Annotated in this window: 25 protein-coding genes; 2 read left to right on the forward strand and 23 right to left on the reverse strand. The window is 36.1% G+C overall.

The genetic code is table 11. The annotated features are described in order from the left end of the window. The first annotated feature begins 5 nt into the window (after positions 1 to 5). Positions 6 to 947, forward strand: a complete 942-nt coding sequence (locus QT711_RS10470; RefSeq protein WP_317944075.1) for a GGDEF domain-containing protein — start codon at positions 6 to 8, stop codon at positions 945 to 947. 332 nt (positions 948 to 1,279) lie between these two features. Here the strand turns inward: QT711_RS10470 and QT711_RS10475 are convergent, their stop codons facing one another. The 6 genes from QT711_RS10475 to QT711_RS10500 form a co-directional block, all read right to left on the reverse strand. After that, on the reverse strand, positions 1,280 to 2,518 hold the full coding sequence (locus QT711_RS10475; protein ID WP_317944077.1) for a GIY-YIG nuclease family protein: 1,239 nt from the start codon (positions 2,516 to 2,518) through the stop codon (positions 1,280 to 1,282). A 28-nt stretch (positions 2,519 to 2,546) separates the two neighbouring features. Beyond that, the gene (locus tag QT711_RS10480; protein WP_317944079.1) at positions 2,547 to 3,749 is read right to left on the reverse strand and encodes a hypothetical protein; all 1,203 of its coding nucleotides are present in this window, start codon (positions 3,747 to 3,749) and stop codon (positions 2,547 to 2,549) included. A gap of 116 nt (positions 3,750 to 3,865) precedes the next feature. Beyond that, positions 3,866 to 5,434, reverse strand: a complete 1,569-nt coding sequence (locus QT711_RS10485; protein ID WP_317944080.1) for a recombinase family protein — start codon at positions 5,432 to 5,434, stop codon at positions 3,866 to 3,868. Between the two features lies 1 nt (position 5,435). After that, positions 5,436 to 5,852, reverse strand: coding sequence for a recombinase (locus QT711_RS10490; protein ID WP_317944082.1), 417 nt, complete (start codon positions 5,850 to 5,852; stop codon positions 5,436 to 5,438). After that, positions 5,852 to 7,414 (reverse strand): recombinase family protein, encoded by a 1,563-nt coding sequence (locus QT711_RS10495; protein WP_317944084.1) that lies wholly within the window; start codon positions 7,412 to 7,414, stop codon positions 5,852 to 5,854. The genes QT711_RS10490 and QT711_RS10495 overlap by 1 nt, the downstream gene beginning before the upstream one ends. 118 nt (positions 7,415 to 7,532) lie before the next feature. After that, positions 7,533 to 7,694, reverse strand: a complete 162-nt coding sequence (locus tag QT711_RS10500) for a hypothetical protein (protein ID WP_317944086.1) — start codon at positions 7,692 to 7,694, stop codon at positions 7,533 to 7,535. A gap of 200 nt (positions 7,695 to 7,894) precedes the next feature. On the opposite strand from QT711_RS10500, the gene QT711_RS10505 reads away from it, so the two are divergent. After that, the gene (locus QT711_RS10505; protein WP_317944087.1) at positions 7,895 to 8,455 is read left to right on the forward strand and encodes a class I SAM-dependent methyltransferase; all 561 of its coding nucleotides are present in this window, start codon (positions 7,895 to 7,897) and stop codon (positions 8,453 to 8,455) included. 94 nt (positions 8,456 to 8,549) lie between these two features. On the opposite strand, the gene QT711_RS10510 is transcribed toward QT711_RS10505, so the two are convergent. From QT711_RS10510 to QT711_RS10590, 17 genes are all read right to left on the reverse strand, one after another. Then, a complete protein-coding gene (locus tag QT711_RS10510) occupies positions 8,550 to 9,257 on the reverse strand; it encodes an N-acetylmuramoyl-L-alanine amidase (protein ID WP_317944088.1) in 708 nt (235 codons plus the stop codon). After that, complete coding sequence (locus QT711_RS10515) at positions 9,254 to 9,664, reverse strand: phage holin family protein (protein WP_317944089.1); 411 nt, start codon at positions 9,662 to 9,664, stop codon at positions 9,254 to 9,256. The genes QT711_RS10510 and QT711_RS10515 overlap by 4 nt, the downstream gene beginning before the upstream one ends. Positions 9,665 to 9,740: 76 nt before the next feature. Further along, on the reverse strand, positions 9,741 to 12,212 hold the full coding sequence (locus tag QT711_RS10520; RefSeq protein WP_317944091.1) for a glycosyl hydrolase family 18 protein: 2,472 nt from the start codon (positions 12,210 to 12,212) through the stop codon (positions 9,741 to 9,743). After that, a complete protein-coding gene (locus QT711_RS10525) occupies positions 12,209 to 12,790 on the reverse strand; it encodes a hypothetical protein (RefSeq protein WP_317944092.1) in 582 nt (193 codons plus the stop codon). Before QT711_RS10525 ends, QT711_RS10520 begins: the two co-directional genes overlap by 4 nt. A gap of 9 nt (positions 12,791 to 12,799) precedes the next feature. Further along, complete coding sequence (locus QT711_RS10530; RefSeq protein WP_317944093.1) at positions 12,800 to 12,994, reverse strand: hypothetical protein; 195 nt, start codon at positions 12,992 to 12,994, stop codon at positions 12,800 to 12,802. Positions 12,995 to 13,005: 11 nt separating this feature from the next. Continuing rightward, complete coding sequence (locus QT711_RS10535; protein ID WP_317944094.1) at positions 13,006 to 15,525, reverse strand: phage tail protein; 2,520 nt, start codon at positions 15,523 to 15,525, stop codon at positions 13,006 to 13,008. 7 nt (positions 15,526 to 15,532) lie between these two features. Then, positions 15,533 to 16,306 (reverse strand): distal tail protein Dit, encoded by a 774-nt coding sequence (locus QT711_RS10540; RefSeq protein WP_317944095.1) that lies wholly within the window; start codon positions 16,304 to 16,306, stop codon positions 15,533 to 15,535. Between the two features lie 15 nt (positions 16,307 to 16,321). Continuing rightward, complete coding sequence (locus tag QT711_RS10545) at positions 16,322 to 18,943, reverse strand: phage tail tape measure protein (RefSeq protein WP_317944096.1); 2,622 nt, start codon at positions 18,941 to 18,943, stop codon at positions 16,322 to 16,324. A gap of 71 nt (positions 18,944 to 19,014) precedes the next feature. Beyond that, positions 19,015 to 19,191 carry a hypothetical protein gene (locus tag QT711_RS10550; RefSeq protein WP_185354217.1) on the reverse strand — a complete coding sequence of 59 codons (177 nt, stop codon included), beginning with the start codon at positions 19,189 to 19,191 and terminating at the stop codon, positions 19,015 to 19,017. 11 nt (positions 19,192 to 19,202) lie between these two features. Then, positions 19,203 to 19,586: a hypothetical protein gene (locus tag QT711_RS10555; protein WP_317944099.1), complete on the reverse strand. Its 384-nt coding sequence runs from the start codon at positions 19,584 to 19,586 to the stop codon at positions 19,203 to 19,205. Positions 19,587 to 19,601: 15 nt separating this feature from the next. Then, entirely contained in the window at positions 19,602 to 20,198 is a 597-nt protein-coding gene (locus tag QT711_RS10560) for a major tail protein (RefSeq protein ID WP_317944101.1), read from the reverse strand. 3 nt (positions 20,199 to 20,201) lie between these two features. Next, positions 20,202 to 20,549 carry a hypothetical protein gene (locus QT711_RS10565; RefSeq protein ID WP_257455529.1) on the reverse strand — a complete coding sequence of 116 codons (348 nt, stop codon included), beginning with the start codon at positions 20,547 to 20,549 and terminating at the stop codon, positions 20,202 to 20,204. Further along, entirely contained in the window at positions 20,546 to 20,977 is a 432-nt protein-coding gene (locus QT711_RS10570; RefSeq protein WP_061114367.1) for an HK97-gp10 family putative phage morphogenesis protein, read from the reverse strand. Before QT711_RS10570 ends, QT711_RS10565 begins: the two co-directional genes overlap by 4 nt. Further along, positions 20,970 to 21,305, reverse strand: coding sequence for a head-tail adaptor protein (locus tag QT711_RS10575; RefSeq protein ID WP_317944103.1), 336 nt, complete (start codon positions 21,303 to 21,305; stop codon positions 20,970 to 20,972). The genes QT711_RS10570 and QT711_RS10575 overlap by 8 nt, the downstream gene beginning before the upstream one ends. 3 nt (positions 21,306 to 21,308) lie before the next feature. Continuing rightward, complete coding sequence (locus QT711_RS10580) at positions 21,309 to 21,617, reverse strand: head-tail connector protein (RefSeq protein WP_061114369.1); 309 nt, start codon at positions 21,615 to 21,617, stop codon at positions 21,309 to 21,311. A 14-nt stretch (positions 21,618 to 21,631) separates the two neighbouring features. Continuing rightward, on the reverse strand, positions 21,632 to 21,859 hold the full coding sequence (locus QT711_RS10585) for a hypothetical protein (protein ID WP_061114370.1): 228 nt from the start codon (positions 21,857 to 21,859) through the stop codon (positions 21,632 to 21,634). An 18-nt stretch (positions 21,860 to 21,877) separates the two neighbouring features. Beyond that, positions 21,878 to 23,074: a phage major capsid protein gene (locus QT711_RS10590; protein ID WP_317944107.1), complete on the reverse strand. Its 1,197-nt coding sequence runs from the start codon at positions 23,072 to 23,074 to the stop codon at positions 21,878 to 21,880. Positions 23,075 to 23,076: the final 2 nt, after the last annotated feature.

Genomic DNA, 23,076 nt, shown 5'->3' on the forward strand with positions numbered 1-23,076 from the left:
GTTCAATGGATGAACAACTTAATCTTGCTCCTTGTGGTTTTTTTGTGCTCAATAAAGACTTAGAAATTATTGAAATGAACGAGACACTTCGTACCGTTTTAAAGCTAGAGCACACAGTCCATTTCCAAGATTTGCTTACCTTGCCTTCTCGTGTCTATTTTCAAACGTATTTCTTACCCACCATATCCATCCATCACCAAGTACGGGAAATGTATTTGAATTTTAAAGTTGAAGGTCATACAATTCCTGTGCTCGTAAATGTTAACGAGCGGAATGGCGTATATGAAGGAATTGTTGTGAAAATCAATACGCGAAATGAATACGAAGCGCAAATGCTTGCTGCACGGAAAAACGCCGAACGCATTCAGAAAGAAACCGATCTTGCAAACGCAAAATTGCTTGCACTTCTGGAGGACGTAGAGAGAAAACAACGCGAGCTTGAATTGCTAAATACAGAGCTTGAAAAACTTGCCGCTCATGATGAGCTAACAGGTTTATATAATCGACGCGTTTTCCAAAAAGAACTGGCATTGGCAGTGCAGCGTGTGCAGGCGAAGGAGCTTCCAGGGTTTTCTTTGGCTATTTTGGATATTGATCATTTTAAAAAAGTGAACGATATTTACGGTCATGCCATAGGGGATAAAGTGCTCGTGGAACTGACGCATAAAATGCGAACGATGATTGAAAAACCACATCTCCTTGCAAGAATTGGCGGCGAGGAGTTTACCATCATTCTCTATGAACCTGATCCTCATAAAGCTGTTGCGCTTGTAGAAAAGCTTCGCGAGCATGTCGCTGTGTCACCGTGGGAAAGTATTGCAGCAACTATCTCACTTGGCATTACGCCTTTTAGGGAAGACGACAATGCAAACAGCTTGTTCACCCGTGCGGATGATGCGCTCTATGAATCTAAGCGGAACGGCCGAGATCGCGTTACGTATTTGTAAGTTGCTTCAATGAAGGATATAGCGTATTAAAGCAATTTTCTCTACTATTTTTTTTCTGAAGCTGGAACAATAAAGTCGACACACCTCGGCGACGACTACCACGACAACCTCCACAAAGACATGTATTCTAAACAGCAAAAAGGGAAACTCCGTAGTCGGCAGTTTCCCTTTTCTCATTAGTCCTCAATCAATTCTTCATTTAATGTCAGCAAGGCCACACACTCCACATGGGACGAGTTGATAGAATTGATGTTTTTGCGATTTTTAGTGAAACGGTTGTATGCGGGAACATATCGACTATTTCCTACGTTCGTGGGAACATGTCAAAGAAATTATAGTTTATTTTTCATTTTAAGTTCAATACTTCTATCTCGACGATCTTTCCACTTTTGAATTACTATTTCATTATTACCTACACTAAACCTTTTAATTGCTTCATCTAAAATTGCTATCTCATTATCGTAATCTTTTAATTTACGATAAGCCATTGCATATGAATTGTATAATGCAGGTGCTTCATATCCATGATATCTAGCTTTATCAAATAAACTTATTGCTTTTTCAACATTTCCATTTTTTCTTTCTGCATCTCCATCCTCCCAATAAGGCATTCCTTCATCAAAACCTTTTTCCCAGTTATTAAAATTCTTTATTTCATTTAATGGGACTCTATTATGATAGGGCTTGATTTCGATTTTTTTCACTTTAGGATTTTCTAAATTTCCATATTTAATTTTTAAAAATTTCCATACGTCAATCAAATGGTACGTTGGGACTTCTCTTCCTATTCTCTCTATTGCTTTATCTTGATCAATTTCATAATTATAAACATCATCATCTCCAATATATATCCATGCAGTAACCGATTTTGCAAATTGAGTTTTCAATACTCTACTTCCATGCTTATTTAACAATTGTTTTGTTTCATCAATATATCTTCCCATTTCCCCACCATAAATTCTTTCAATGTCATTACGAATACTACGTTCAATAAACATCACTGCTTTTAAATTTTCTTCAGTCACCTTGTCAAACTCTCTATAAGATTTTCCGAAATAATGTTCATCAATTTCAGTAGCGTATAAAACAGGTGCTTTTTCAAATTCAAAATATGGGGTATTTGGGCTTCTATCATAACCATTCCCTCGCTTTGCTAACAAAGGGGTGATTCTATTAGTCAATCTGTGATTAGTTTCATTTAATATACGTAACATTGTCTTGCTTTCGAGCTCTATCGCTTCTACTTCCGTTAAGTTTATTGCAACAAATCTTGATTCTGTCTCATATAATTCTTTTATTTTTTCAGCAACATATGCTCTATCGTGATATTCTTTATAACGATTACCTCTACCCTTTCCAACATAAAACACCTCCCCCGTATCTTTTAAAAACCATTCATAAACATAAAAATCATTATGTTTGCTTCCCGTTATTGTTCCTACCGGCGATGAAGTTACAGAAATTTCACTTTCATCTGTTGATAGTTTTATTGATAAAGCATTCATTAAACCCTTATTTGATTTACTGTGATTCTCTTTACTTTTCTTGAATATTTTTTTAAATAAACTCATAGTGTTTCCCCCCCTAAAAATAAACTCGTCACCAAAAGTTCGTACGGTTGGTTTTCTTATTAAACAGTTTCTCTTTTTCATTCTCCCTTAACAACTCATCAGGATGTTTTTCTGAATCCCGAATCCAATTGGCCTTTTCCATCGCCCATCTATACTCCTCTGAATCTTCTTCCATTTCAGCAGCAACATACTCCTGAACTAATTTAGAATAGAAGTAATTCAAGGAATTGTTTATGAGTTGCTGTGTTTTTATGTATTCATTGTCCCGCTTTTCCTGTAAGATTAATCTTTCTTCCTCCTCTTTTAAACGTTGTTTTTCTTGTATTATATACTCCTTTTCTCGCTCATCAATTATTTCTGGTAATGAAAAAACATAGACAAATACTTTTCTTAAAAGATCCTCAGTAGACATTCTTTTGGTTTGATTTATATTTTTTTCACTTCTTCCCCAGTTACGCCAATACAGCTTATAACCAACTTCCACATTTATTGTTCCTTTAGTTTCATATTCAAACGTATGATATGTAGAATATCTTTCATCTTCTGGTGATAAGTTAATTTTTCTACATGGCAATTTAAAGTTCAAAGTAATAGTATATTTATCTTTCAATATAATTTCCGTTTCCTCATATTTGGGAACAATCTTAGCGTCCGCTCTCTCAAGAGCTTTGAATAAACTATCTATAAAAGGTAAAACTTCTGGAAATATTTCTCCAGATGCCGATTTAATTCTTAATCTATCCTCTCGATAGGATTGAGTTTTTTTACGATACCCAATTATCGCCTTATGTGGTTTTGAAGACAGTGTTTTATTTATTTTTAAATTATTATAAATATCTATTAACCTATCTTCATCTTGTTTAAAGTAAGAAAAATAACTTTTTTCCTGTTCTGATAATTTTCCGTCACTTGTTTTTAATGGTGGTGATTCTTGTTTTTCTTTTTGTTTTGTGGACTTAACAATCTTTTTTGGAGCTAATTTAACTTGATTCTTTTTCGCTTTTTTAATTGTAATCACTACACTATCTTCCGCATTCGGTAATTTTGGCTGCGATGGCTTTTCATTCCCCATGTATAATTGACTCCAGTAAGATTGGGTAGGCAATGGTATGCCATAATCAACACAAGCCTTTTTCAGATTATGATAAGGTATATCAAGTTTCTTAGCTGCCTTTGTCATTCCAACAGACCAAACTTCATCATATAAATCTTTCCTAGAAATTGATAACAAATATACCACCCCATCTAGTAGCGTTTACTTATATTTTATACTATTAAAATTTTCGGTCAATTTAACACTAATAAAAGCCCATGCCTTTTCCGACATGAGCTCGTAAAGTATTCATATTATATTTCTTTTGCGATCTCAATCCCCGACTTAAATTCAATTGTTAATTGTCTTTCATGAATCGTTATCTTTTCAACCAAGCGCCTCACAAGTAAATCGTCATACACTTCAAGTTTCTGCGGTTGCTCTTTTAAAAATTTTGTCATTTCCTCAATCTGCTGTCTAAGTCCCTCTCGTGCTGCATTTTTCATCATGACTTCCTGCTTCAGTTCCCGTAATTGGTATATTTCTTCTGCCACGTCATCATAATCTTCTTTTGAATTTGCTAGTCTGAGCAGTTCCATTTGAAGTTCCTCTAACTTTTTGTCAATATCAGTTGTTGGTTTATCCGCATTTTCATTCAAAACTGTTTCAATATTTTCTATTAATATATTCAAATAGTTATCCTTGTTTCCTAACACTTCATTGATGGCTTGTACTATAGCTTGGTGAAGTTCATCTTCTCTGATTGTTTCTGCATTACAAAGGTGTGTTTTTCTTTCTAGCCTGCTAACGCATCGCCACACGATAGATCTGTATCCTCGGTTATTCCAATGCACCCTTCGGAAAACATCTTCACATTCTTTGCAAAAGACTATACTCGACAAAGCATACTTGCTGCTATACACTCGTTTCTTTCCAGTTTTTCCGTTTCGAATGTTTGCCCTTCGCATCATTTCTTCTTGAACTTGTAAATAAATCTCCCTTGGAATGATGGCTTCGTGGTTATTTTCTACATAGTATTGTGGAACGTGACCATTGTTGACAACTCGCTTTTTCGTTAAAAAATCTACGGTATATGTTTTTTGAAGCAATGCATCTCCGATATACTTTTCGTTTTGGAGAATCTTTTTAATCGACTCCGGTCTCCACTTAGACCGTTTAGCTGCGGTAAGTATTTCATCCGCTTCAAGTCCACGTGCTATTTGAACTAAACTTGCTCCTTCTAAATATTCCCGGTAAATCCGTTTAACGATTTTCGCTTGTTCTGGGTTAATGACTAGTTTGTTGTTCTCATCTTTGGTATAGCCTAGAAAGCGATTATGGTTCACTTGCACCTCACCTTGCTGGTATCGGTATTGTATTCCTAGTTTTACGTTTTGGCTAAGTGACTGACTTTCTTGTTGTGCTAGGGATGCCATGATGGTGAGCATAATTTCACCTTTTGCATCCATTGTATTGATGTTTTCTTTTTCAAAAAACACAGGTATTTCTTTATCTTTTAATTGCCTGATGTATTTTAAACAGTCCAGCGTGTTTCTCGCAAATCGACTGATGGATTTTGTGATGATCATGTCGATTTTTCCATTCATGCTATCCTCAATCATCTTATTAAACTGTTCACGCTTTTTGGTATTTGTCCCAGATATTCCATCGTCCGCATAAATGCCTGCCAACTCCCATTCAGGATTGTTCTGAATATAGGTAGTATAGTGTTCCACTTGAACTTCATAACTAGTTGCTTGTTCTTCGCTATCTGTTGATACACGACAATAAGCTGCCACTTTTAATTTTTTCTTATCCTCTGCATCAACATTTCTCGTTCTTCTCCTAGCTGGGATAACTGTTACGCTTCTTGCTAAAGCCATTTTAAGTCACCTCTTCTTTAATTAAGCTGTATACATATTCTGCTTGTTTAATTGGATTGTCGTATTTGTCTTCCACTTCTCCGATCGTAAATTCAAAACATGATGTAAATGACTCTTCCTCTTTCGTTCTATTTAATCGTCCTAGTTTTTTCGCTCGTTTAAATCTTTCGTTTTTTAATTGTTCAAATTGTTCTTTTGAAATTAATCTCGGAAACAATTCATTTCCTAGATACCTTTCATCTGTTAATATTCTAGTAATTCCGCCATGTGACCGATTAATACCAGATTCCCTTGCTGCATTAGCTAAAGATTGGCCCGATAAGTATGATGCGATTAAAAGCTTTAATTGCTCAGCTTCTTTGGCATGAACTTCAATTTTTCCGTTTACTATTGCATATCCAAAAGGTGTATGTGCCATTAGCGATCAATCCTTTCTCTAAGTGTAATGCCACAATTCAAATGAAATCCTATCTCATTTGGTGAATATACGATTATCTTTTTTACAATGTCTTGAAAAGATTCTTCATCAAATGCATCTATAAATATTCCTTGCTTAAAATATTTAATGAGCCGCTTCACTTCATTTAGCTGATTTGAACCATCATTAATTGAATACAGTAACTGTTCTCTTTCTTCTTTTAATTTCATGTGTTTTTGAGACAATTCCATTTTCTGTTCATTAAAAATTACGGGTTCTAAAAAACCTTTTGTCATTAATTGTATTAACGTATTCAGTTCGTCTTTTGTAACTTCGAGTTGTTTTTCTATCTCGTTGATTTTTTGATAGTTTTCATCTTGATTCAACGTTTCTAGTTGTTTGGATAGTGGGGTTAAAACATAACTATATCCAAAATTTAGTTTATTCATCATCGTAATAAAGGCTTGATGAATTCGTTCTTCTCTTATAAAAAGCATGGAGCATCTATCTTTATTTTTGATATGTGTTGAACAGCACCAGGCGACATATTTTTTATGGGTTGAAGTATGAGTTCTTCTTTTAAATGTATCGCCACATTCCGCACATTTAATCTTTCCTGAAAAAGGATAGCGATTTAAATATTTTCTACTTCCGACCGCTACATTCTTCTGACTTGCTTGGTATTCGAGCATCTGATTAGCCGCTTCAAAATCAGTATGTGTGATGATTGCTTCATGATGATTTTCAATTAAGTATTGATCCAGTTCACCTTGATTTACTTTTCGATTGAAATGTTCATCGGTAAAAGTTTTTTGAAGTAACACATCTCCCGTGTATTTTTCGTTCTTTACTATTCCACGTATCGTAGTGCCTGTCCAATTACCATTTCGTTTTGTTGGAACTCTTTCTTCGTTTAGCTGCCTAGCAATGCGTTCAGTTCCCACTCCTTCAAGTACACTATTGAATATTCGCTTGACGACCTGTGCTTGTTCTTCATTTACAACAACCTGTTCATCGATATAATCGTAACCGTAAGGCGGATACGATAATTTGTACGTTCCACGTTTGAATCGTTGCCTAATCGACCACTTACTGTTTTCTGAAAGCGACACTGATTCATTTTCTGCAAGGCTACTTAAGATTGAAAGCATGAGTTCACTTTCCATTGAGTTCGTATTGATGTTTTCTTTTTCAAAATAAATGTGTACGTCTAAATCCATCAATTTTCTAACTAACTCCAGGCAATCAATCGTGTTTCTCGCAAATCGACTAATTGATTTTGTTAAAATGAAATCAACCTTTCCTTTTTCGCAGTCAGATATTAAGCGAAGCAGTTCAGGTCGTCTATCCTTTTTCGTCCCTGTGATACCTTCATCACTGTAAATATCAACGAGCCGCCATTCTTCATTTGTTTCAATCAAAGTTTTGTAGTGTCGTCTTTGTGCTTCTAAACTAATAAGTTGATCCTCATTTGATGTTGATACACGTATATAGGCAGCAACCTTTTGTTTCGGTTTTATTGCTGAAGATGTTGTCACATCAAGCATTGTTATCTTTCTCATCAACTCCACCCCCTTCTTGTACGTGATACATTACCGTTAAAGCACTGTCATATCAAGGTTTATCGCACATTAAAGGGCCTAATAAAGGGGTGAATTTTTGACGATTTAATTTACTTAATTAATTGAATTCATCCTGTGAATTGAGTTCTTTTTCTTGTAATATCATTAGAGTTTTTTCAGCAAGATAAAAATTAAGTTCATTTTGAAGTTGTTCCTTGGTTGGTTTTGATGGTTTATGGTTTGGTGTTTGATGATTAGGTGAGAGTTGTGTCATTCGCATATATTTTTCCTCCTAAATAGTCTTCTACCTATATGCGAAAAATAGTGGTAATTCGAACCCTTATTTCTGTAATATGTTGATTAATAGTTGATATGTAATTGAAGTTGTAGATATAATGAAAGTAGATTATTCAACAAACGGGCCAGATTGATGAACTATGTAAATATAGACAGAATTTATTATAGTAGAGGTTGATTTTGATGAAAAAAGTAGCATACGATGACTATTACCAAGAGCTTAATTATTTTGGAAATCCATATCCAGGCCTTATTGATTTTTTTACAAATTATCAACCTAAAGGAATAGTTCTTGACTTGGGCTGTGGGCAAGGAAGAGATTCCTTGTTCATTGGAGACTTAGGATATAAAGTTATTGGAATTGACCATTCAACAGTCGGGATTAACCAGCTTAAAGAGGAAGCTAAAAAAAGAAATTTAGATGTTGAAGGCATAGTAGATAACGTATATAACTTTCCAATATCCAAGGACATTGATATTGTATTATTAGATTCAATGTTACATTTTTATAAAAATGATTTACAAAAAGAGATTGAATTTGTAAACAAAATACTAACCGAACTCAAAGAAGGCGGTGTTTTCGTAAACTGTATTTTAAAAGGAGATGCACGTGAAAAGACTTTGAAAAAAATTATTAATGAATCTCCATATGAGTGGGAAACATTAACTGATACTTATACTGAGTACAGTGAAGCTAATGCAGAATTTCACCTACTTGCCGTTAAAAAAGGAAAGAAACATTGAACAATCTAATTCACTAATTGGGCGCGTTTGTGGAAGAACAAATAGTCATTTAAGTTACAACCGAAGAGTTTAACTACTCCTCGGTTGTTTTTATTTATTCATACTTCACAAACGCATCTTTAAATCCTGCCTTCTTTGCCTTTGCCAATTGTTTGTCAGCATTTGCTTTTACACTATAAGCACCAATTTGTACTCGGTATAATTTTTTACTACCAGTTGATGGTTTAGATGCTGTTGTACTTTTTGCTAATTCTTTCTTCACATCTGCCCGGAATGTATCCATTGACTTACCATGTTTTGAAAACCAATGACGTGGGTCACCATGATTACTAGCAATTTTCTTCTGATAGCCTTCATAATGACCGAAGATGTTTTTCTCTGTCAATTTGTATTGTTTACAAAGGTAAGCAGCAAGTTCAACCGCTTCTTTATAAACCTTATTAAAGTAAGTTTTATCCGTTAAATTATCTTCACAGATTTCAAAACCAATATGGGTATTGTTCGCATCACCACCCGCATGCCATCCACGATGATTCCAAGGTAATGTTTGGTAAGTGGCAATAGACCCATCTTTTAACTTTCCGATAAAAGCATGAACACATACTTGCCTGCCATCTGGACGTGGCTGGTTCCAGTGATTGTTGTATTGATTCTTTCCTAACAATCCATCGTCTGGGCCAACGTAACGTTTTAAATTCGGATTGTTTGCCCCTGTGCTATGAACCATAATTCCTTTTGGAGTAATCTTTCTTCCCGCTTTATAGCATTCATTTTTCGTTAAAAATAATTGTTTTAATTTCATTCTTCATTTCCTCCTTTATCGTGTAACTGAGCAAGTACATTTTTCAACTTCTCAGGTATTGGTAAACCCAAGTGTGAAGCATTTTCTAGCATGGAAATTCCTTCATTTGAACAGTAAAAAAAGATGACTGCTGTTCTAAGAACGCTGCCATTCCCTATTAAATGTGTGTCAATCATATGCCCGACACCTACCAGTATAAAAATTAATACCTTCTTAAATATCCCTCGGTAACCAATCTCACTAGATAGTTCCTTATCAACAATTGCACACATAATTCCAGTGATATAATCAGCAACAACCAATATGATCAGCGCATACAAAAAGCCATCTAACCCTCCTAAAAACCAACCAATAAATCCGCCTAGCGCTGTAACGATAATCTGTATCCAGTTCCATATATCCTTCATAGAAAATTTCCCCCTTCAGTTTTAAAAACATCTATATAAAAAGGGTGTCCACATTTTGTAGACACCCTTGAATTATTCATATTTGTTTGGGTAATGCTTCCCACACTCGCATATCTTCCTGCCCTAATGACCAAATGGCAATCCCTCGTAATTTCCATCGGTAAGCCGCTTCATTTGCCCAATAAACCAGACTATCGACATCTTGATAATAAAGAATCGAAAAACCATCGGCATCTCCTAGAAATAATCGTGATATCCAAAGATTAATATCCTTTGGTTTTATTTTGACGGTATAATCATTTCCCGCAATTAGTGGTAATTCTTGTGAGTGGAAGAAATCATAATCCATTGATATATCATCATTTCTTGTGCTTATTTCTTCTACATCATTATTTACTTTAAAGACTTGGAACTCATTATCCCAGGTAACTCCTGTTCTTGGTATTCTTCCAAATTCTACTGTGTTTCCATTTGGAAAAGTTATATCTACACTTTCATATGGTTCGTATGTCCATGCATCTCCTAAACGAAGCAAGTCAGATATCATGCGGTTATCTGAACGAATTCCTGCATAGCCTCCACTGAAATCATTTATATCCACTTTAAATCTGAATGTGTTTGCTGCCCCGGAATACACCCTGACAGAATTATTACGAATTCGCATTTCAATCGTGTACAGATTAGGAGCAGTTCGTAAATTAGCGTTTGATGTTCGTTCAATTTGAACATTATAACTACCCAGTAATGAATTACTTTTATACAACTCTAGACGTTGAGAAGTATAATTTAAACAGCAAAACAAATCTCCACAAAAAACTCCTGCTCTCCCACTTCCGTTTTGTGGGAATCCAATTCTTGCTCTAATGTGTATATCTTTAAAATCTGAATATCTCCATGTCAATTCACCTTTTCCATCAAGCTGTGCATAAGGACGTGGATTGTTAAAATCATCTTTTTTCCATACTTCCCATTCACCACTTAAGGTTATCCAATAATTGCTAGGTAGCGGATTTTCATCCCTGAAGTCTTCGTACCAAATAAGGGCTGAGTCTGGTTTTCTTCTCAATACTTCGGTCGTTAATTTAAATGCCCGGTCAGGTTCTACCATTTGACCATTTACCCCTTTAAATTTTCGCGGGGCAAGTAAAAATTCCGCTTCACCCGCGCTAGATGATTGCCTGAAGTCTGAGCAAACTCTAAAACCATAAAACTGTACACCAGGTATTCCTGCTTTAACTTTGATGGTATGTGCACCTGCTGTTAAGGATATATTCTTCTTTAACGTTAACCAACAAGTTGTTCTCCAATAAGGCCACCATAGCCTACTCTCTTTAATAGTTGTTTCATCATTATCAATTGATATCTTAATAGAATTCTTATCCCAAAATGGAAAACCAATTCTTACTGCAATGTCATAAGTTCCACTAGATTGTAATGTGAAATTATATATCGTTTCACCGTTTTCACCGAGAGTAACCATCTGAGAAGAATCAGATACAATTCCCGCATGACTATCATAATTACTGCCTTGACGGTCAATATATATATTTCCAAACTCCGTCTTTTGTTGTTTACTATACGCTGTTAAAAAGCTTCTTCGGTTATAATCTTCTGCAATTAATGGATTGGTTCTCGTAACTGCATCTGGACCTTCCATGTAATCATAGACATGTGGCAATGCCCATGGGACTTTATCGTAATCATCCCAATAAGCAATGATAGGAATCATCGGTTGCGGTGGTGCATCATTAGTAAAATTATAAACACCTGTCATCCAAAGTTGTGCAGCATAATAGGTGTTGGACGTACCACGATAAACCCTATTTAAATTCTGAGGAGTATCATCAATTCGCCAGTTCCAACCATAACCAGGAAGACCTAAAAATATCTTCTTAGGTGACATGACGCTCGTAGCATAATTATAAATACCTTCCAACCAATCTCGCGGGGAAACAGGACCAGGAGCCGAACCTGCCCAAGCCATCCCATAACTCATAATCGCAGCCGTATCACAATAAGGATCTAAATCTTCATATACACACCAGTTTTCTCCACCAACAGAACCTTGAACCCCTGTCATCCCAGGTAAGCAAATATTGACAAGCTTTGATGAGTCATACTGTTTTACAGTTTCATAGATGTTTTTAAATAAAAGATTTGCGGCATTTTTGTTTTCATAGCCACCGCCACGTTCTAAATCAATATCAACACCATCACACCATGAATATTTCTTCATGATTCGAATGATTTCTGATAAAAATTTATCTTTTGCTCCATTCGTGTTATTTCTGATTGCTGTAAATATAGATGCCGTTCCATGATTCATGATTGTCAGTAGCCACTTTATATGCGGCCATTTATTAATATATGGCATCATGCTCGATATACTTGTCCCTGTTTCTTTAATAGTACCTGTAATATCTACCTCAAATGTAAATATACCGACCGTGTCAAGCCTATCCCCGTATTTGTTTAAAGCCTCATACATTCTTGCATTTCCCATGAAACTCCATATCATTGTCTTTCTACCCTCTAAATATTGACTCATTGCTTGCCACTTCCTTCTTGCATCTCCTGGAATTCAAACAAAACTCGTGCTGCTTTTCCTTCTTCGAGTTCTACAATATGTTTACTATCAGATGCTGCAGTATATTGATAGAACCCTTCTTTTTCTGTTTTACTTTGATTTCGCAATACTTGTCTATTGGAAGCCAATATTGAAAATGTATCATCCGAATTTGCCGCAGCTTTAAATTTCATCCTGTGCGAGCCATACCCTTGCGATAGTTTAATACTTCCTGCTTTCATTGATTGAAGGGGTGTGATATGACAGTCCAATCCAGCTGAAGTTGAACCCAGATTAAATATGACAATTGTTTCTTTACTTCTAACCACTCCGTTATAAAAACGAACTGGGAGAACCCCGCTTTCTTCTCTATATTTTTCAAGTGAAGTTTCTGTATTTAAGACATATCCCGTTAGCTTATCGCCTTCTTGAAGTTGTATATCTGTATAATAAATCGTCCCCGTACAGTCTGTAACGAACAATTTCAAAGTTACATTTACGACTCTTTTATCTTCTTTCACACGTATCGTTTCACTAAATCGAGTAAATTGTATCGCCATTCGAATCACCTAACCATCAAGAGTCCACTTTATTTCTGATACATGCCCAACCCACCCAGTAGCGATTGAACCACCTTGCAATAGAAGATCCGTAAAATATACAGTTCCAGTACAATCTCTTACAAATAATCGGATTGTAATTCTTCTAATTTTCCCAGATCCTTTTGGAGTAATTGCATGTGCAGTTTGAGTTAAAAAAACCATTTCAAACACCTCTAATATAAATCAATAATTCTCTTTTCAATCGATCCATCTTCGTATTCAATTTCCACTTCAATCCCTACTTGCCCATTTGGTCCTTTCTCTAGATTTTCAGAACCAATTTGTGCGGATATAGTATAATTCTTTCGATTTGCTGGATATACGGTTTGATACATAGATTTCGTCATTCCCAAAACACCTTCTGCTTTAAAAGATGCATCACCGCTTGCACCATTATTCGTATCAACATTAAAACCAGAATTCACCCAGTAAGTAAATCCATCATCTGCTCTGGAGTTTCTTAAATGGTTAAACGGTACTAAGTCTTTTATTTCCTGCCTATCAAGCACATCAGTATCGTGTAGCATGTCCGCAGCTTTATCCCACTGGGCTGATGAATCACCTAATTCTTTTAATTTTGTCGATAATTCAATCACTGTTTTCCAGGGTTCTTGTAAGTTATATTGTCTGCGTACAATACGAGTTTTCACTTGTAAGTTTAATTCTTTATCGTTCACGGTAACAATATCTCCTAAATCCCACTCTTCGTGTTCATAACCTGTTAGTACAGACAAGTCCATTGCTGTTAAAACATACGACACTCTCGGTTTTGCATATTGTCCCAGCCTCATATTTGCAAATTCTAACATTTGATAAGGATTGCTAAATGATGAGGCATCAAGTGTTGCAATTCGAACTTCCGATGTAAAACTATAATCTTCTACATATGCTTTGTTATTATTGATAGATGAAAATGTCATGCCATCTTTACCGTATGCGTATAATCTTGTCACTAAACTTCTTGTATCCACTGTTCTTTGAATACTTTTCATATTCTTTCTATAGCTAAATAACGCACCACTATCTTTACCGCCAAATGTCAGTAAATGAACTAAACGATTCGCACTATCAAAAATTAAATCTCCACCATGGATATTTTGCACTTCTCGTAATATAGATAATGCATTTTTCTCCTCTGATTCCCACGTCCGCTTTGTAGTTACATTCACATTTCCAACAGACCACTCCGTTCCTTCTAACGCATATTTCATCGGGACATCAGCAGTATCTGCATTAAATTCAATAGGCTGTTTGTCCGTACTAAAAGCTAAGTCATAAAAATCTGCTTCTGCATATACGTGAGTGATGATATTACCTTCTTGGCTTTTTTCATCCGTTATCGTTCGTATGCGATACACATCGTCTACGATTTGAATTTGTTTTTCGTTTTCAATACTTTCCCTTTTTAAATCATGAAAAGGAATCTTAAACTCTAAGATGTCAGCACCATTAATTTCACTTGTAACAATGACATCAAACGCATTTTCTAAAACTGCATCCCATGCTCCATTACTATCCAAAACGACAGGCCTAGCAAATCCAAGTTTTTCATAGGCAGGTTTTGGGATATCATGCAATATAACTTCTATTAGTTTCGGTGTTTTCGTTTCATCTTCTGTCGTTAAAGTAATGCGATAGCGGATATAGGCTCTATTAGGTGAAATTAATTCACCTGTTGGTCCAATTGTTTGCCACGAAGTCCAATCCTCAAGGTCATCTGATGTGGATGTTTCAACTAAACTAATCGCAGTTGTTCCAGCAATATATTCACTAGTTACTGAAACTCTACCATTGCCACCTAAACCACACTTTTTAGGTACTGTATAGAGCACACCACTACTTGGATATTTGTTATCTTCTTGCTTTAAAATAACAGAACCTAGCTCTTTTAATGCATCGACTTGAGCTGCATTATCCGCACCATTTGCATGAATCGAAGATTTAAAATATAAGTGTATATCTTCTATCGTTAACTTTGAATCTTTCTCAAAAAACCAATCATCAAAACCTCCAGCATAGTAATAAGTATCTTGTAACATCCCCATTACAATATCAGCGGTACATTCTTCATTCAATACACCTGTATAATCTCTTACAGGTGATTGCCAAGTTGTCCCATTCGAGCGATCGCCGATAAAGTTTTGTATTGTTTTATTGTTTCTATTAATAATCGTTGTGATAAAATACCAGCCATTATTTACAAAGCTAATACTTGGTGTCTCGGATGTATCATAAATTAATGTTCCAGCATTGTTATAAAGCATTAATCGTAGTCTTCCTTGATATAAAGATATATAGAGAATTGGTTGTCCAGGTCCATTTCTAGTACTAAATATAGGAATAAATGTTTGACCAATTGAATACGTTGTTGGATTTATCCAGCCACCGACAACAATTTTCTCCCCTAAATCAGTAAAAAAGCTACCATCATTGGTAGCAGTAAGATATGTCTTTTCACTTGTTGGATTGACAATATTCTGCCTGAAAAATCGCCCAAACTTCCCTGCCACTAAACTGGCAGATGTTCCAGACCAATTTGATATAGTAAAATGATGATTATTTGTGCCACTATCTATCAGCTGACTTGCATTTGGCTGCGATTCATTAAAACGCCATAATGCAACTGTTTCATCATGAATCGGAAACTCACCAGTAAAATCTGTTTGAGATGTTACAACCGATTTAATCGCCATAATAAAATCACCTCCATCTACTTTGACTTAATACATGAAGTTCCGTAAATGCTGCTCCTGTACTATTTACTTTTATTTCATTACTACCAGGATATAAAACTGGAAAGTTTAACTCGTCTAAAATAGACAACCCATTTCGGATTGTATTACCACTTGTATCTGTTATTTTTGCAGTTAGTAATCCACTATCAATGATTAATATTTCATTTGATGATAATGGTCCATTAACTTTTAAACTTTCGCCATTTGTGGTAACCGTTAAAAATGTTGAACTTGAATTACTGATATTTCCTTTCATTCGATATATCGGGAAAGATTCTATATTGCCTAACTCCCTTTCAACTACATGGCTACCAGTAGAATTAATCGTAAATTGCTCATCTGTAATCGCATAACCATAAGGGTCTGGACAAACAAATGTAAGTTCAAAGGAACCTGCACTTCTTAATATTCGTTCACAATCCACTTCCTCTACTAAACGTGCTAAAAAATATCTGTTTGGAATATCGTCTAGCACTAATTGTTTTAATCCTAAATTAGGGTTCAACCATTCAGCTACATCATCCAATAGATGAATCACTTCGGTAAATGAATGCTGCGGAAAAATATTACAAATGACTTTGATATATTTTTCTGATGTATCTGAACCTAGATCGGCAATTCCCATTCGACCAGGTATAACTTCAAATGCATTTCTAGGAGCGGGAGAAACTTGCCAACTAACAATTCTTGCGGTGATTTTCATGTTTTTCGAATGAACGCCATCAAATGTAAACCCCATTCATCCCACTCCTTTCTAACTTGGCACGAACCTCCCTTGTGCTCGAGACCCTGTTTGAATCAAGTTATATAATTCTTGTGAAACTTTTCTAATATCATCTTCACTTCTGACAATCATTTGTTGGATTGTAATTAATGATCCATATCCATCTTGACTTGTTGTAATACCGTTTGCCCCTACATTCATGTTTGATTGAATGTCGAAATCTGTGGGAACAGCATCTTGAATATCTTCAGATACTTGACTCATTGCCTTATCAAAACCTACCCCTAAACCTTGAGCCATATCATCACCAATACCAGCAAATACAGTTGATGGTGATTTAATACCAAGTAAACCTTTTACTCCACTTACAATTCCACCAACAAAATTACTGATTTTATCTTTGATCCAAGTAACCATAGAGGCAATTCCATCCCAAAGACCACGTACAATATTTCGACCGATATCGACAATTGCAATTGCTGCTTTTCCTATTCCCGTAATTAATGCCATCACAATTTGTGGTAAAGCAGCGACCAGGGAAGGTATAGCTTTAATTATGCCTACTACTAATTGCAAAATGATACGGATCCCCATATCGATAATCATCGGTAAGTTTGAGGTAATAAAGTTAATAATTGAATTTATTATTTGTGGTAAGGCAGCTATCAATCTAGGTAAAGCTGCAACAATACCTTCAGCTAAAGCCATAATAATTCGAAGAGCCGCATTTAATATTTGCCCTAAATTATTGATTAACGTATCTACAATTAAAATGATTGCATCTATAACCGCTGGAATTAGCTGTGGCAAGGCACCTGCTATTCCGTTCGCTAATGCGATAACTATTTGAATAGCCGCTTCAATTAAAATAGGTAAATTTTCAATGATAAACTCCGCAACAGTTGTTACTAAATATACGACCATTTCAACTAACGGCTCGATATTCCCTACAATCGCTTCAATAATTCCTGTTAATAAAGCAATCGCACCTTCTAATAAAGGTGGCAGTAAAGTAGGCAAAAGTTCTACCAATACATTCACCAGCTCTGTTAGCATTGTGGCTATCATATCAATGGCACCCGGGATATACTCTGTAATTCGATTAATTCCTTGAATTAAAAAAGATGATATTCTCTCGCCTATAGCGGTAATATCACCTTCTTGAAATCCATCATTTAATATTTCAGTTATATCTCGAACTAATTCTGTCACATCACCAACTGCCCCTTGGGCCATTTCTGCAAACTGTTCTCCGATAACGATTTGTAGTCCTTCATAGGCTGATTTTAAACTTCGTACAGAACCCGCTAGTCCACTTTCCATCGTGTCTGACATTTGCTGCGCAGCACCATCAGCATTTTCAAGTTCCTTATAAAGGTTATTCATCTCATCGCCAGTTCCAGATAATAATGCATTCACACCCGCTAAGTCTTGTTTATTGAAAATATTACTTAATGCGTTCATTTTATCCGCTTCTGACAAACCATCGAGTTCTTTATTTAAATCCGTAAATATATCGTTCATATCTCGAATATTCCCCGATGAATCAGTAACGCTTATCCCCAGACTTTCTAATTCTTTTGCAGCAGCTGATGTGGGAGAAGTTAAGGACATAATGATGTTTCTTAGTTTCGTTCCGCCTTCTGCTCCTTTTATCCCCCTGTTAGCGAGAACTCCTAACATCACATTCAAAGTATCCAAATCTTGCCCAGCATTTTTCATTGTCGCTCCCGCAACAAGTATTCCTTCACCTAATTGCTGTACATCCGTGTTTGACTTTTGTGACGTCTTTGCCATTTTGTCCATATATAGATCCATATCAGCGATTTCAAGGCCTAAAGCTGCCATCGAGTCTGTCACTAAATCAGATGCTCTTGCTAAATCCATATCACCCGCAGCTGCAAGTGTAAGCACACCTGGAAGTGCTCCTATCGCCTGTTCTGTATCATATCCCGCTAAAGCTAGATAATTTAACGCTTCGGCTGATTCAGATGCCGAGAAACGTGTACTTGCTCCAGCATCTTTTGCTGCTTGAGATAATTTATTAAAGGCTTCTTCCCCTTCTTCGCCTGTAAGTCCCATTGTTGCCTGAACTTGCTTCATGGCATCTTCATATTCACCGTAAACATTTAAAGAGTCCTTTATAAACTTACCTGATGCGACTGCCCCAGTTCCAATTGCGGCCATTGCTGCGGCGGCTGCTTTTAAGCCTGCTACTAATACTTTACCTGCAATTTCACCCGCTGTTTTTAAACCATTCACAAGTTTTTCTACTTTTTCTCGATTAAGATTCTTTACTTCTTCTTGTGAGTCCTTCAGTTCACGTTCTAAGTTATTTAACTCAGCATTAGCATTATTTAACTGGGTTTGCCAAGACAATGTTCTTCTATCATTTTCCCCAAAGGATTCAGCAGCATTGGCAAGGGCCTTTTCTAGCGTTGATATTTTTTCCTTTTGTGCATCAATTTCTTTATTCAATACTGCATTTCTTGCGGTTATTGCTTTAATCGATTTATCATTTCTATCGAATTCTGATGTCACTAATTTCATTTCTGAGCCTAACACTCTGAAGCTTTGGTTAATTTCCCGTAGAGATTTCTTAAATTCACGTTCTCCTTCAACACCAATTTTAAGCCCAAAATTGTCTGCCATACTGCCACCTCCTATCCATAACAAGTAAAAAAGCACCTCTTTGATTTGAGGTGCTAGTAGAAACTTTATATTTAAATACCATATGGAATAACTTCATCAATTGAAAGTTCATTTTTAGGTTTTGTGAGACCCGTGAATTGTTTGTGGATTTCCCATTGATCAAGTAAATGGCCAATAGGCATTAACCACACTTCTTCTTCAGTCCTTTTCAGCTGTGTCACGCCATAATAAATAAGTCGAGCAAACATTTCTTCATCGTTTACTCGTCCACTTCGTTTTTTGTATCGGTTTCCTCCGACTCAATATGTCGTTTTGTCCCTTTAAACATTGCTTCCATAATTGCATCTTTAAAAGTTGCCATCTCAGCAGGAGATGTTAACAGTTCCACATCATCTTCCGTTAACAATTCTTTCTTTTCTTCATTCAATCGATTATGGATATAAATATTTTGATTGGCAAGTAGGGTAATTAACCAGACAATCTCATCTAAAGCCATCTCAAAGTTTTCAGCTTTCATTAACTTCTCACCTAAATCTTCTAAGCCACCATACCTTTTTGCAATTTCCTTTGTTGCTTTTGTTGTTAAGATTAATTCATAGTCCAAACCACCAATCGTAATCTTAGCACTTCTTTCATTCGTCATAATTGATCGCTCCTTTTATCCTTCAGTCCCCGCAGCAAAAACAGGTTCATAAACTTCGCTATACCAACCTGTGATAATTTCTTGGTTTACTCCATCATCACCTTCACTAACTTCCGCTTTCCATGGATGTTTTCCTTGACCATCAAGCTTGTTTCTCCGTAAAACCGTACCTTCAATTGTTGGTGTAGAGAAAGTGATGCTGTCCCCTTTTGTCGCAAGGTTTGTCGCTGGAATACCAAATTTCACTCGGTATAGCCAAAAATATCGGTATTTCCCATTTGCCTTTTTCGCCCTAAAACCAATCGCAACTGGATCTCCACCATCTTCACTTGTAGATATCAGTACATGATTATCGTCAATTGTTGCACCTGTTAAATCACTAGCTGCTGCCACACCGATATCATCAATACCAAGCGATAATGTTCCGCTTTGAAATTCTTTAATCACTTCAGCCGCACCATCATCTGCATATAAAGTTGCTTCAGCTAGTTCAACAGATAATTCAGCACTAATAGCTTTTGCTAAAGGAGTAGGGTTTTCATAGGTTTCATCACCGTTTTCTCCTTCTGTTATTGTTGCATAATAAAGCCGATCAAGACCTATAGTAGCCATACTTCATTCCTCCATTTCAAATTCATAATATTTCGCTACATCAATTGCTAAATGGTGATAACCAGTATCATCTTCATGCCCGATATATCTCCTATCTGTAATAACAAAATCCGCACCCAAAAGAGTGCGGACTAAACTATTTTTAATTGATGTATAATTCTTTTTTGAAAACAACGAAACCCTAACTTCTTGTACATCATACTTTGGAATATTATCTGCATGTAATTCAAACATATCAACGATTGGTGTAATGACAATGTATAAATCAGGAGCAGTCTCTGAAAAGATACCTGTTTCAACTGGAATACCACATTGTTCTGCAATTTGAGTCACTTCGGCTAATACATTCATATGCTTTCCACTTCTTCTTCCAATTTTTTAATCATCGCATCCATACAAGGTTGCCTTGATGTTCTTCTTGCTGGTTTTAAAAATGGCTTTGCAGGTTGACCCGATTTTCCGTATTCGATTATATTAGCTAATTTAGCGTTGCTAACCCCATCTTTACGTGGTTCATTAAACCCTACTTTAACATTATGATTTCCTCTTCGGTCAACTAAGGCAGGTGATACTCCTAATGCAGATACCAACTCACCAGTTGATCTACTCGGAAGTTTTGTGTCCTTCCCAATAACCGAGCTTAAATTAGACTTCATTTTATCTAATACAATTTCTCCACCTGCTTCAAGAACCCTCGGAACGATTTCATCTGTTTTACTTCCCAATCTTGAAATCTTCATCAAGAATTCTTCTGGCATTTTAATATTAACTTTAGCCATCTGATGCCACCACCTTTTTTGTTAAAACCTCGATATACATATTTCTATTTTTCACATTATCAACGCTTACTATTTCATACCGTCCGTCATCACATACAATAAACATTTTCGGTTTAATGGTTAAATCGGGAATGTTTCTAAAACGAAATAACGCATTCGCTTCAGAAAAGGCTGCCCTATTTGCCCAAGTCTTACTACCAAAGCGTTCTTCTTTGTATGCTGTCACAGATGCTAGGATTCTATCGGTTTCTTCACTGAAAGACTCTTCATCTTTTACAATTTCACGTGTTACGATATCGATAAATGTACGCATTTTACCAAAACTCATACGCTATACCTTCCAATCTCTATCTAGCCTTAATAAAAGGTTGACTGTTTTCCAAACTTGCTCTCCAGCAAGTGCGCTATCTGCGAAAAATCCACCTGTACTGCCATCTCGACTTTCGTAAAAGTGTGATGCCAACATGATAACCGCTTGTTCCGTTGTCGCGGGCATATTCTCATCTAAATATGTGCCTTCTTTAATATGTTGATAACTCTCTGCATAAGAAATGGCGGCAGTGATGTACATTTCTATTAAAGCATCATCTTTATCATGTTGGAGTATTAAATTAGCCTTTACTTTTTCTAGTAATGTCATCACTTTCGCCACCTTTATTCTTCTGACATATAACCAGATGTTTTTAGTTTCGATAGTAATGCATTAAAATCCGCAACTAAGTCTTCTATTGTTTCTGCTGTACTATCAGATTGATTTGCCATTTTTTCATTTGAAGAAGAAGGAAGGCCAGTGACCTTTGCCCCTTCTTCAATAACAAGTTCCCCGCCAATAACCGTTTTTTCTCCGCCTTGTTCCGTATAATTCTTAGCGTTATACCCCATCGCATTCTACTCCTTTATTTATTTTTGTTGTAAGACTTTAATTGCTTCTGGCAAAATCAACTTTCCATCGACACGTTGACTTGCTAGGAAACCAACTTGCCCTGTTGTTGCAAAAAGTTCGTTTAAACGCTTGAATGAACGACCTTGTCTGTCTGCAATCCAATAATATCCGAAATCACCAAAGGCAATAGACTTTGCTTTCGTTTCAATAGTCGGTGCATAAGCTGAAGTGAATACTGGACGATTCAATAACGTATCTGGTGTACCGGCAGTTAGTGATGGTTGCCATAAGTACTGACCTTGACCATCTTTTAATTTTCGAATTGCTTTTATTGTTGCATCATTCATAATGAATACAGCATTTTTACGATATGGTGCTTTTAAAGAGTAAACTAAGTCAATAATTTCATCTGCAGTAATAGCTGTTGCTGATGTGGCAGTAACTCCTAATTCTGCACCACCAGTATCATGAAACACTCCAGTCGGCTTTCCTGCTCCATCACCGACAAGAAACGCTTCTTCTTCTTTTGCTCCAATTCTTCGAGCAAATTCAGTTGAAATGTAATTCTCTAAATTAAATACACTATCATTCAATAATTCATCCGAAACTTTAATCATTGTACCTAACTTATAAGCACTGATTGAAGTCTGTCCAAACACTGAATCGCTTTCTTCAAATTCTTCTCCTTCATCCAACCATGCCGCTAAACCTTTAGTAGTGACAACTGGAATTTTACGATCGCCACTGGACGTTTTTACAATCTTAGCAAGTTTTCGGAATACGTTCTCTTCTTCTAATGACTGTACAAGTGTACGCTCGAATTCATCGGGAACTAAAAATCCTCCTTCTGAATCTGTTCCCACTGATAGCGAGTTCATAATTTCTTGTGTTGGATTTTTACTTCTCATCGCATTCCAGAATGCCTTTGTATAACCTTCAGAAGCTCGTCCACTCTTTGTTTCCATTCCTGGAACAGATGGATTTCCAATGATAGGTGTATTTATTGGACGATTTAATTCTGCATCTAAAGCCTCTTGCCGTTCTAATCGTTGAATTTCTTTGCCTAAATTCATAATATCCTCTTCCATACGATCATACATCTGTGCATCTTCAGCCGATACCAAACCATCACTTCCACGTTTAGTATCTAAAAAAGTTTTAGCAGCCTCCCATGCTTTTGCTCTTTTCTCACGTAATTCTAAAATTTTATTCATAT

Source organism: Sporosarcina saromensis (assembly GCF_033253735.1).
In the GTDB taxonomy this organism is placed as follows: Bacteria; Bacillota; Bacilli; order Bacillales_A; family Planococcaceae; genus Sporosarcina; species Sporosarcina saromensis.

Coding starts and splice junctions, on each gene's coding strand:
- QT711_RS10575 (WP_317944103.1), bottom strand. CDS start 21,305: ATGAGTTTTGGTAAAATGCGTACATTTATCGATATCGTAACACGTGAA.
- QT711_RS10475 (WP_317944077.1), bottom strand. CDS start 2,518: ATGAGTTTATTTAAAAAAATATTCAAGAAAAGTAAAGAGAATCACAGT.
- QT711_RS10585 (WP_061114370.1), bottom strand. CDS start 21,859: ATGGGGTATAACGCTAAGAATTATACGGAACAAGGCGGAGAAAAAACG.
- QT711_RS10490 (WP_317944082.1), bottom strand. CDS start 5,852: ATGGCACATACACCTTTTGGATATGCAATAGTAAACGGAAAAATTGAA.
- QT711_RS10470 (WP_317944075.1), top strand. CDS start 6: ATGGATGAACAACTTAATCTTGCTCCTTGTGGTTTTTTTGTGCTCAAT.
- QT711_RS10565 (WP_257455529.1), bottom strand. CDS start 20,549: ATGAATGTATTAGCCGAAGTGACTCAAATTGCAGAACAATGTGGTATT.
- QT711_RS10580 (WP_061114369.1), bottom strand. CDS start 21,617: ATGACATTACTAGAAAAAGTAAAGGCTAATTTAATACTCCAACATGAT.
- QT711_RS10525 (WP_317944092.1), bottom strand. CDS start 12,790: ATGGCGATACAATTTACTCGATTTAGTGAAACGATACGTGTGAAAGAA.
- QT711_RS10560 (WP_317944101.1), bottom strand. CDS start 20,198: ATGGCTACTATAGGTCTTGATCGGCTTTATTATGCAACAATAACAGAA.
- QT711_RS10510 (WP_317944088.1), bottom strand. CDS start 9,257: ATGAAATTAAAACAATTATTTTTAACGAAAAATGAATGCTATAAAGCG.
- QT711_RS10570 (WP_061114367.1), bottom strand. CDS start 20,977: ATGGCTAAAGTTAATATTAAAATGCCAGAAGAATTCTTGATGAAGATT.
- QT711_RS10540 (WP_317944095.1), bottom strand. CDS start 16,306: ATGGGGTTTACATTTGATGGCGTTCATTCGAAAAACATGAAAATCACC.
- QT711_RS10485 (WP_317944080.1), bottom strand. CDS start 5,434: ATGGCTTTAGCAAGAAGCGTAACAGTTATCCCAGCTAGGAGAAGAACG.
- QT711_RS10545 (WP_317944096.1), bottom strand. CDS start 18,943: ATGGCAGACAATTTTGGGCTTAAAATTGGTGTTGAAGGAGAACGTGAA.
- QT711_RS10555 (WP_317944099.1), bottom strand. CDS start 19,586: ATGACGAATGAAAGAAGTGCTAAGATTACGATTGGTGGTTTGGACTAT.
- QT711_RS10530 (WP_317944093.1), bottom strand. CDS start 12,994: ATGGTTTTTTTAACTCAAACTGCACATGCAATTACTCCAAAAGGATCT.
- QT711_RS10515 (WP_317944089.1), bottom strand. CDS start 9,664: ATGAAGGATATATGGAACTGGATACAGATTATCGTTACAGCGCTAGGC.
- QT711_RS10500 (WP_317944086.1), bottom strand. CDS start 7,694: ATGCGAATGACACAACTCTCACCTAATCATCAAACACCAAACCATAAA.
- QT711_RS10535 (WP_317944094.1), bottom strand. CDS start 15,525: ATGGCGATTAAATCGGTTGTAACATCTCAAACAGATTTTACTGGTGAG.
- QT711_RS10505 (WP_317944087.1), top strand. CDS start 7,895: ATGAAAAAAGTAGCATACGATGACTATTACCAAGAGCTTAATTATTTT.
- QT711_RS10520 (WP_317944091.1), bottom strand. CDS start 12,212: ATGAGTCAATATTTAGAGGGTAGAAAGACAATGATATGGAGTTTCATG.
- QT711_RS10495 (WP_317944084.1), bottom strand. CDS start 7,414: ATGAGAAAGATAACAATGCTTGATGTGACAACATCTTCAGCAATAAAA.
- QT711_RS10590 (WP_317944107.1), bottom strand. CDS start 23,074: ATGAATAAAATTTTAGAATTACGTGAGAAAAGAGCAAAAGCATGGGAG.
- QT711_RS10550 (WP_185354217.1), bottom strand. CDS start 19,191: ATGTTTGCTCGACTTATTTATTATGGCGTGACACAGCTGAAAAGGACT.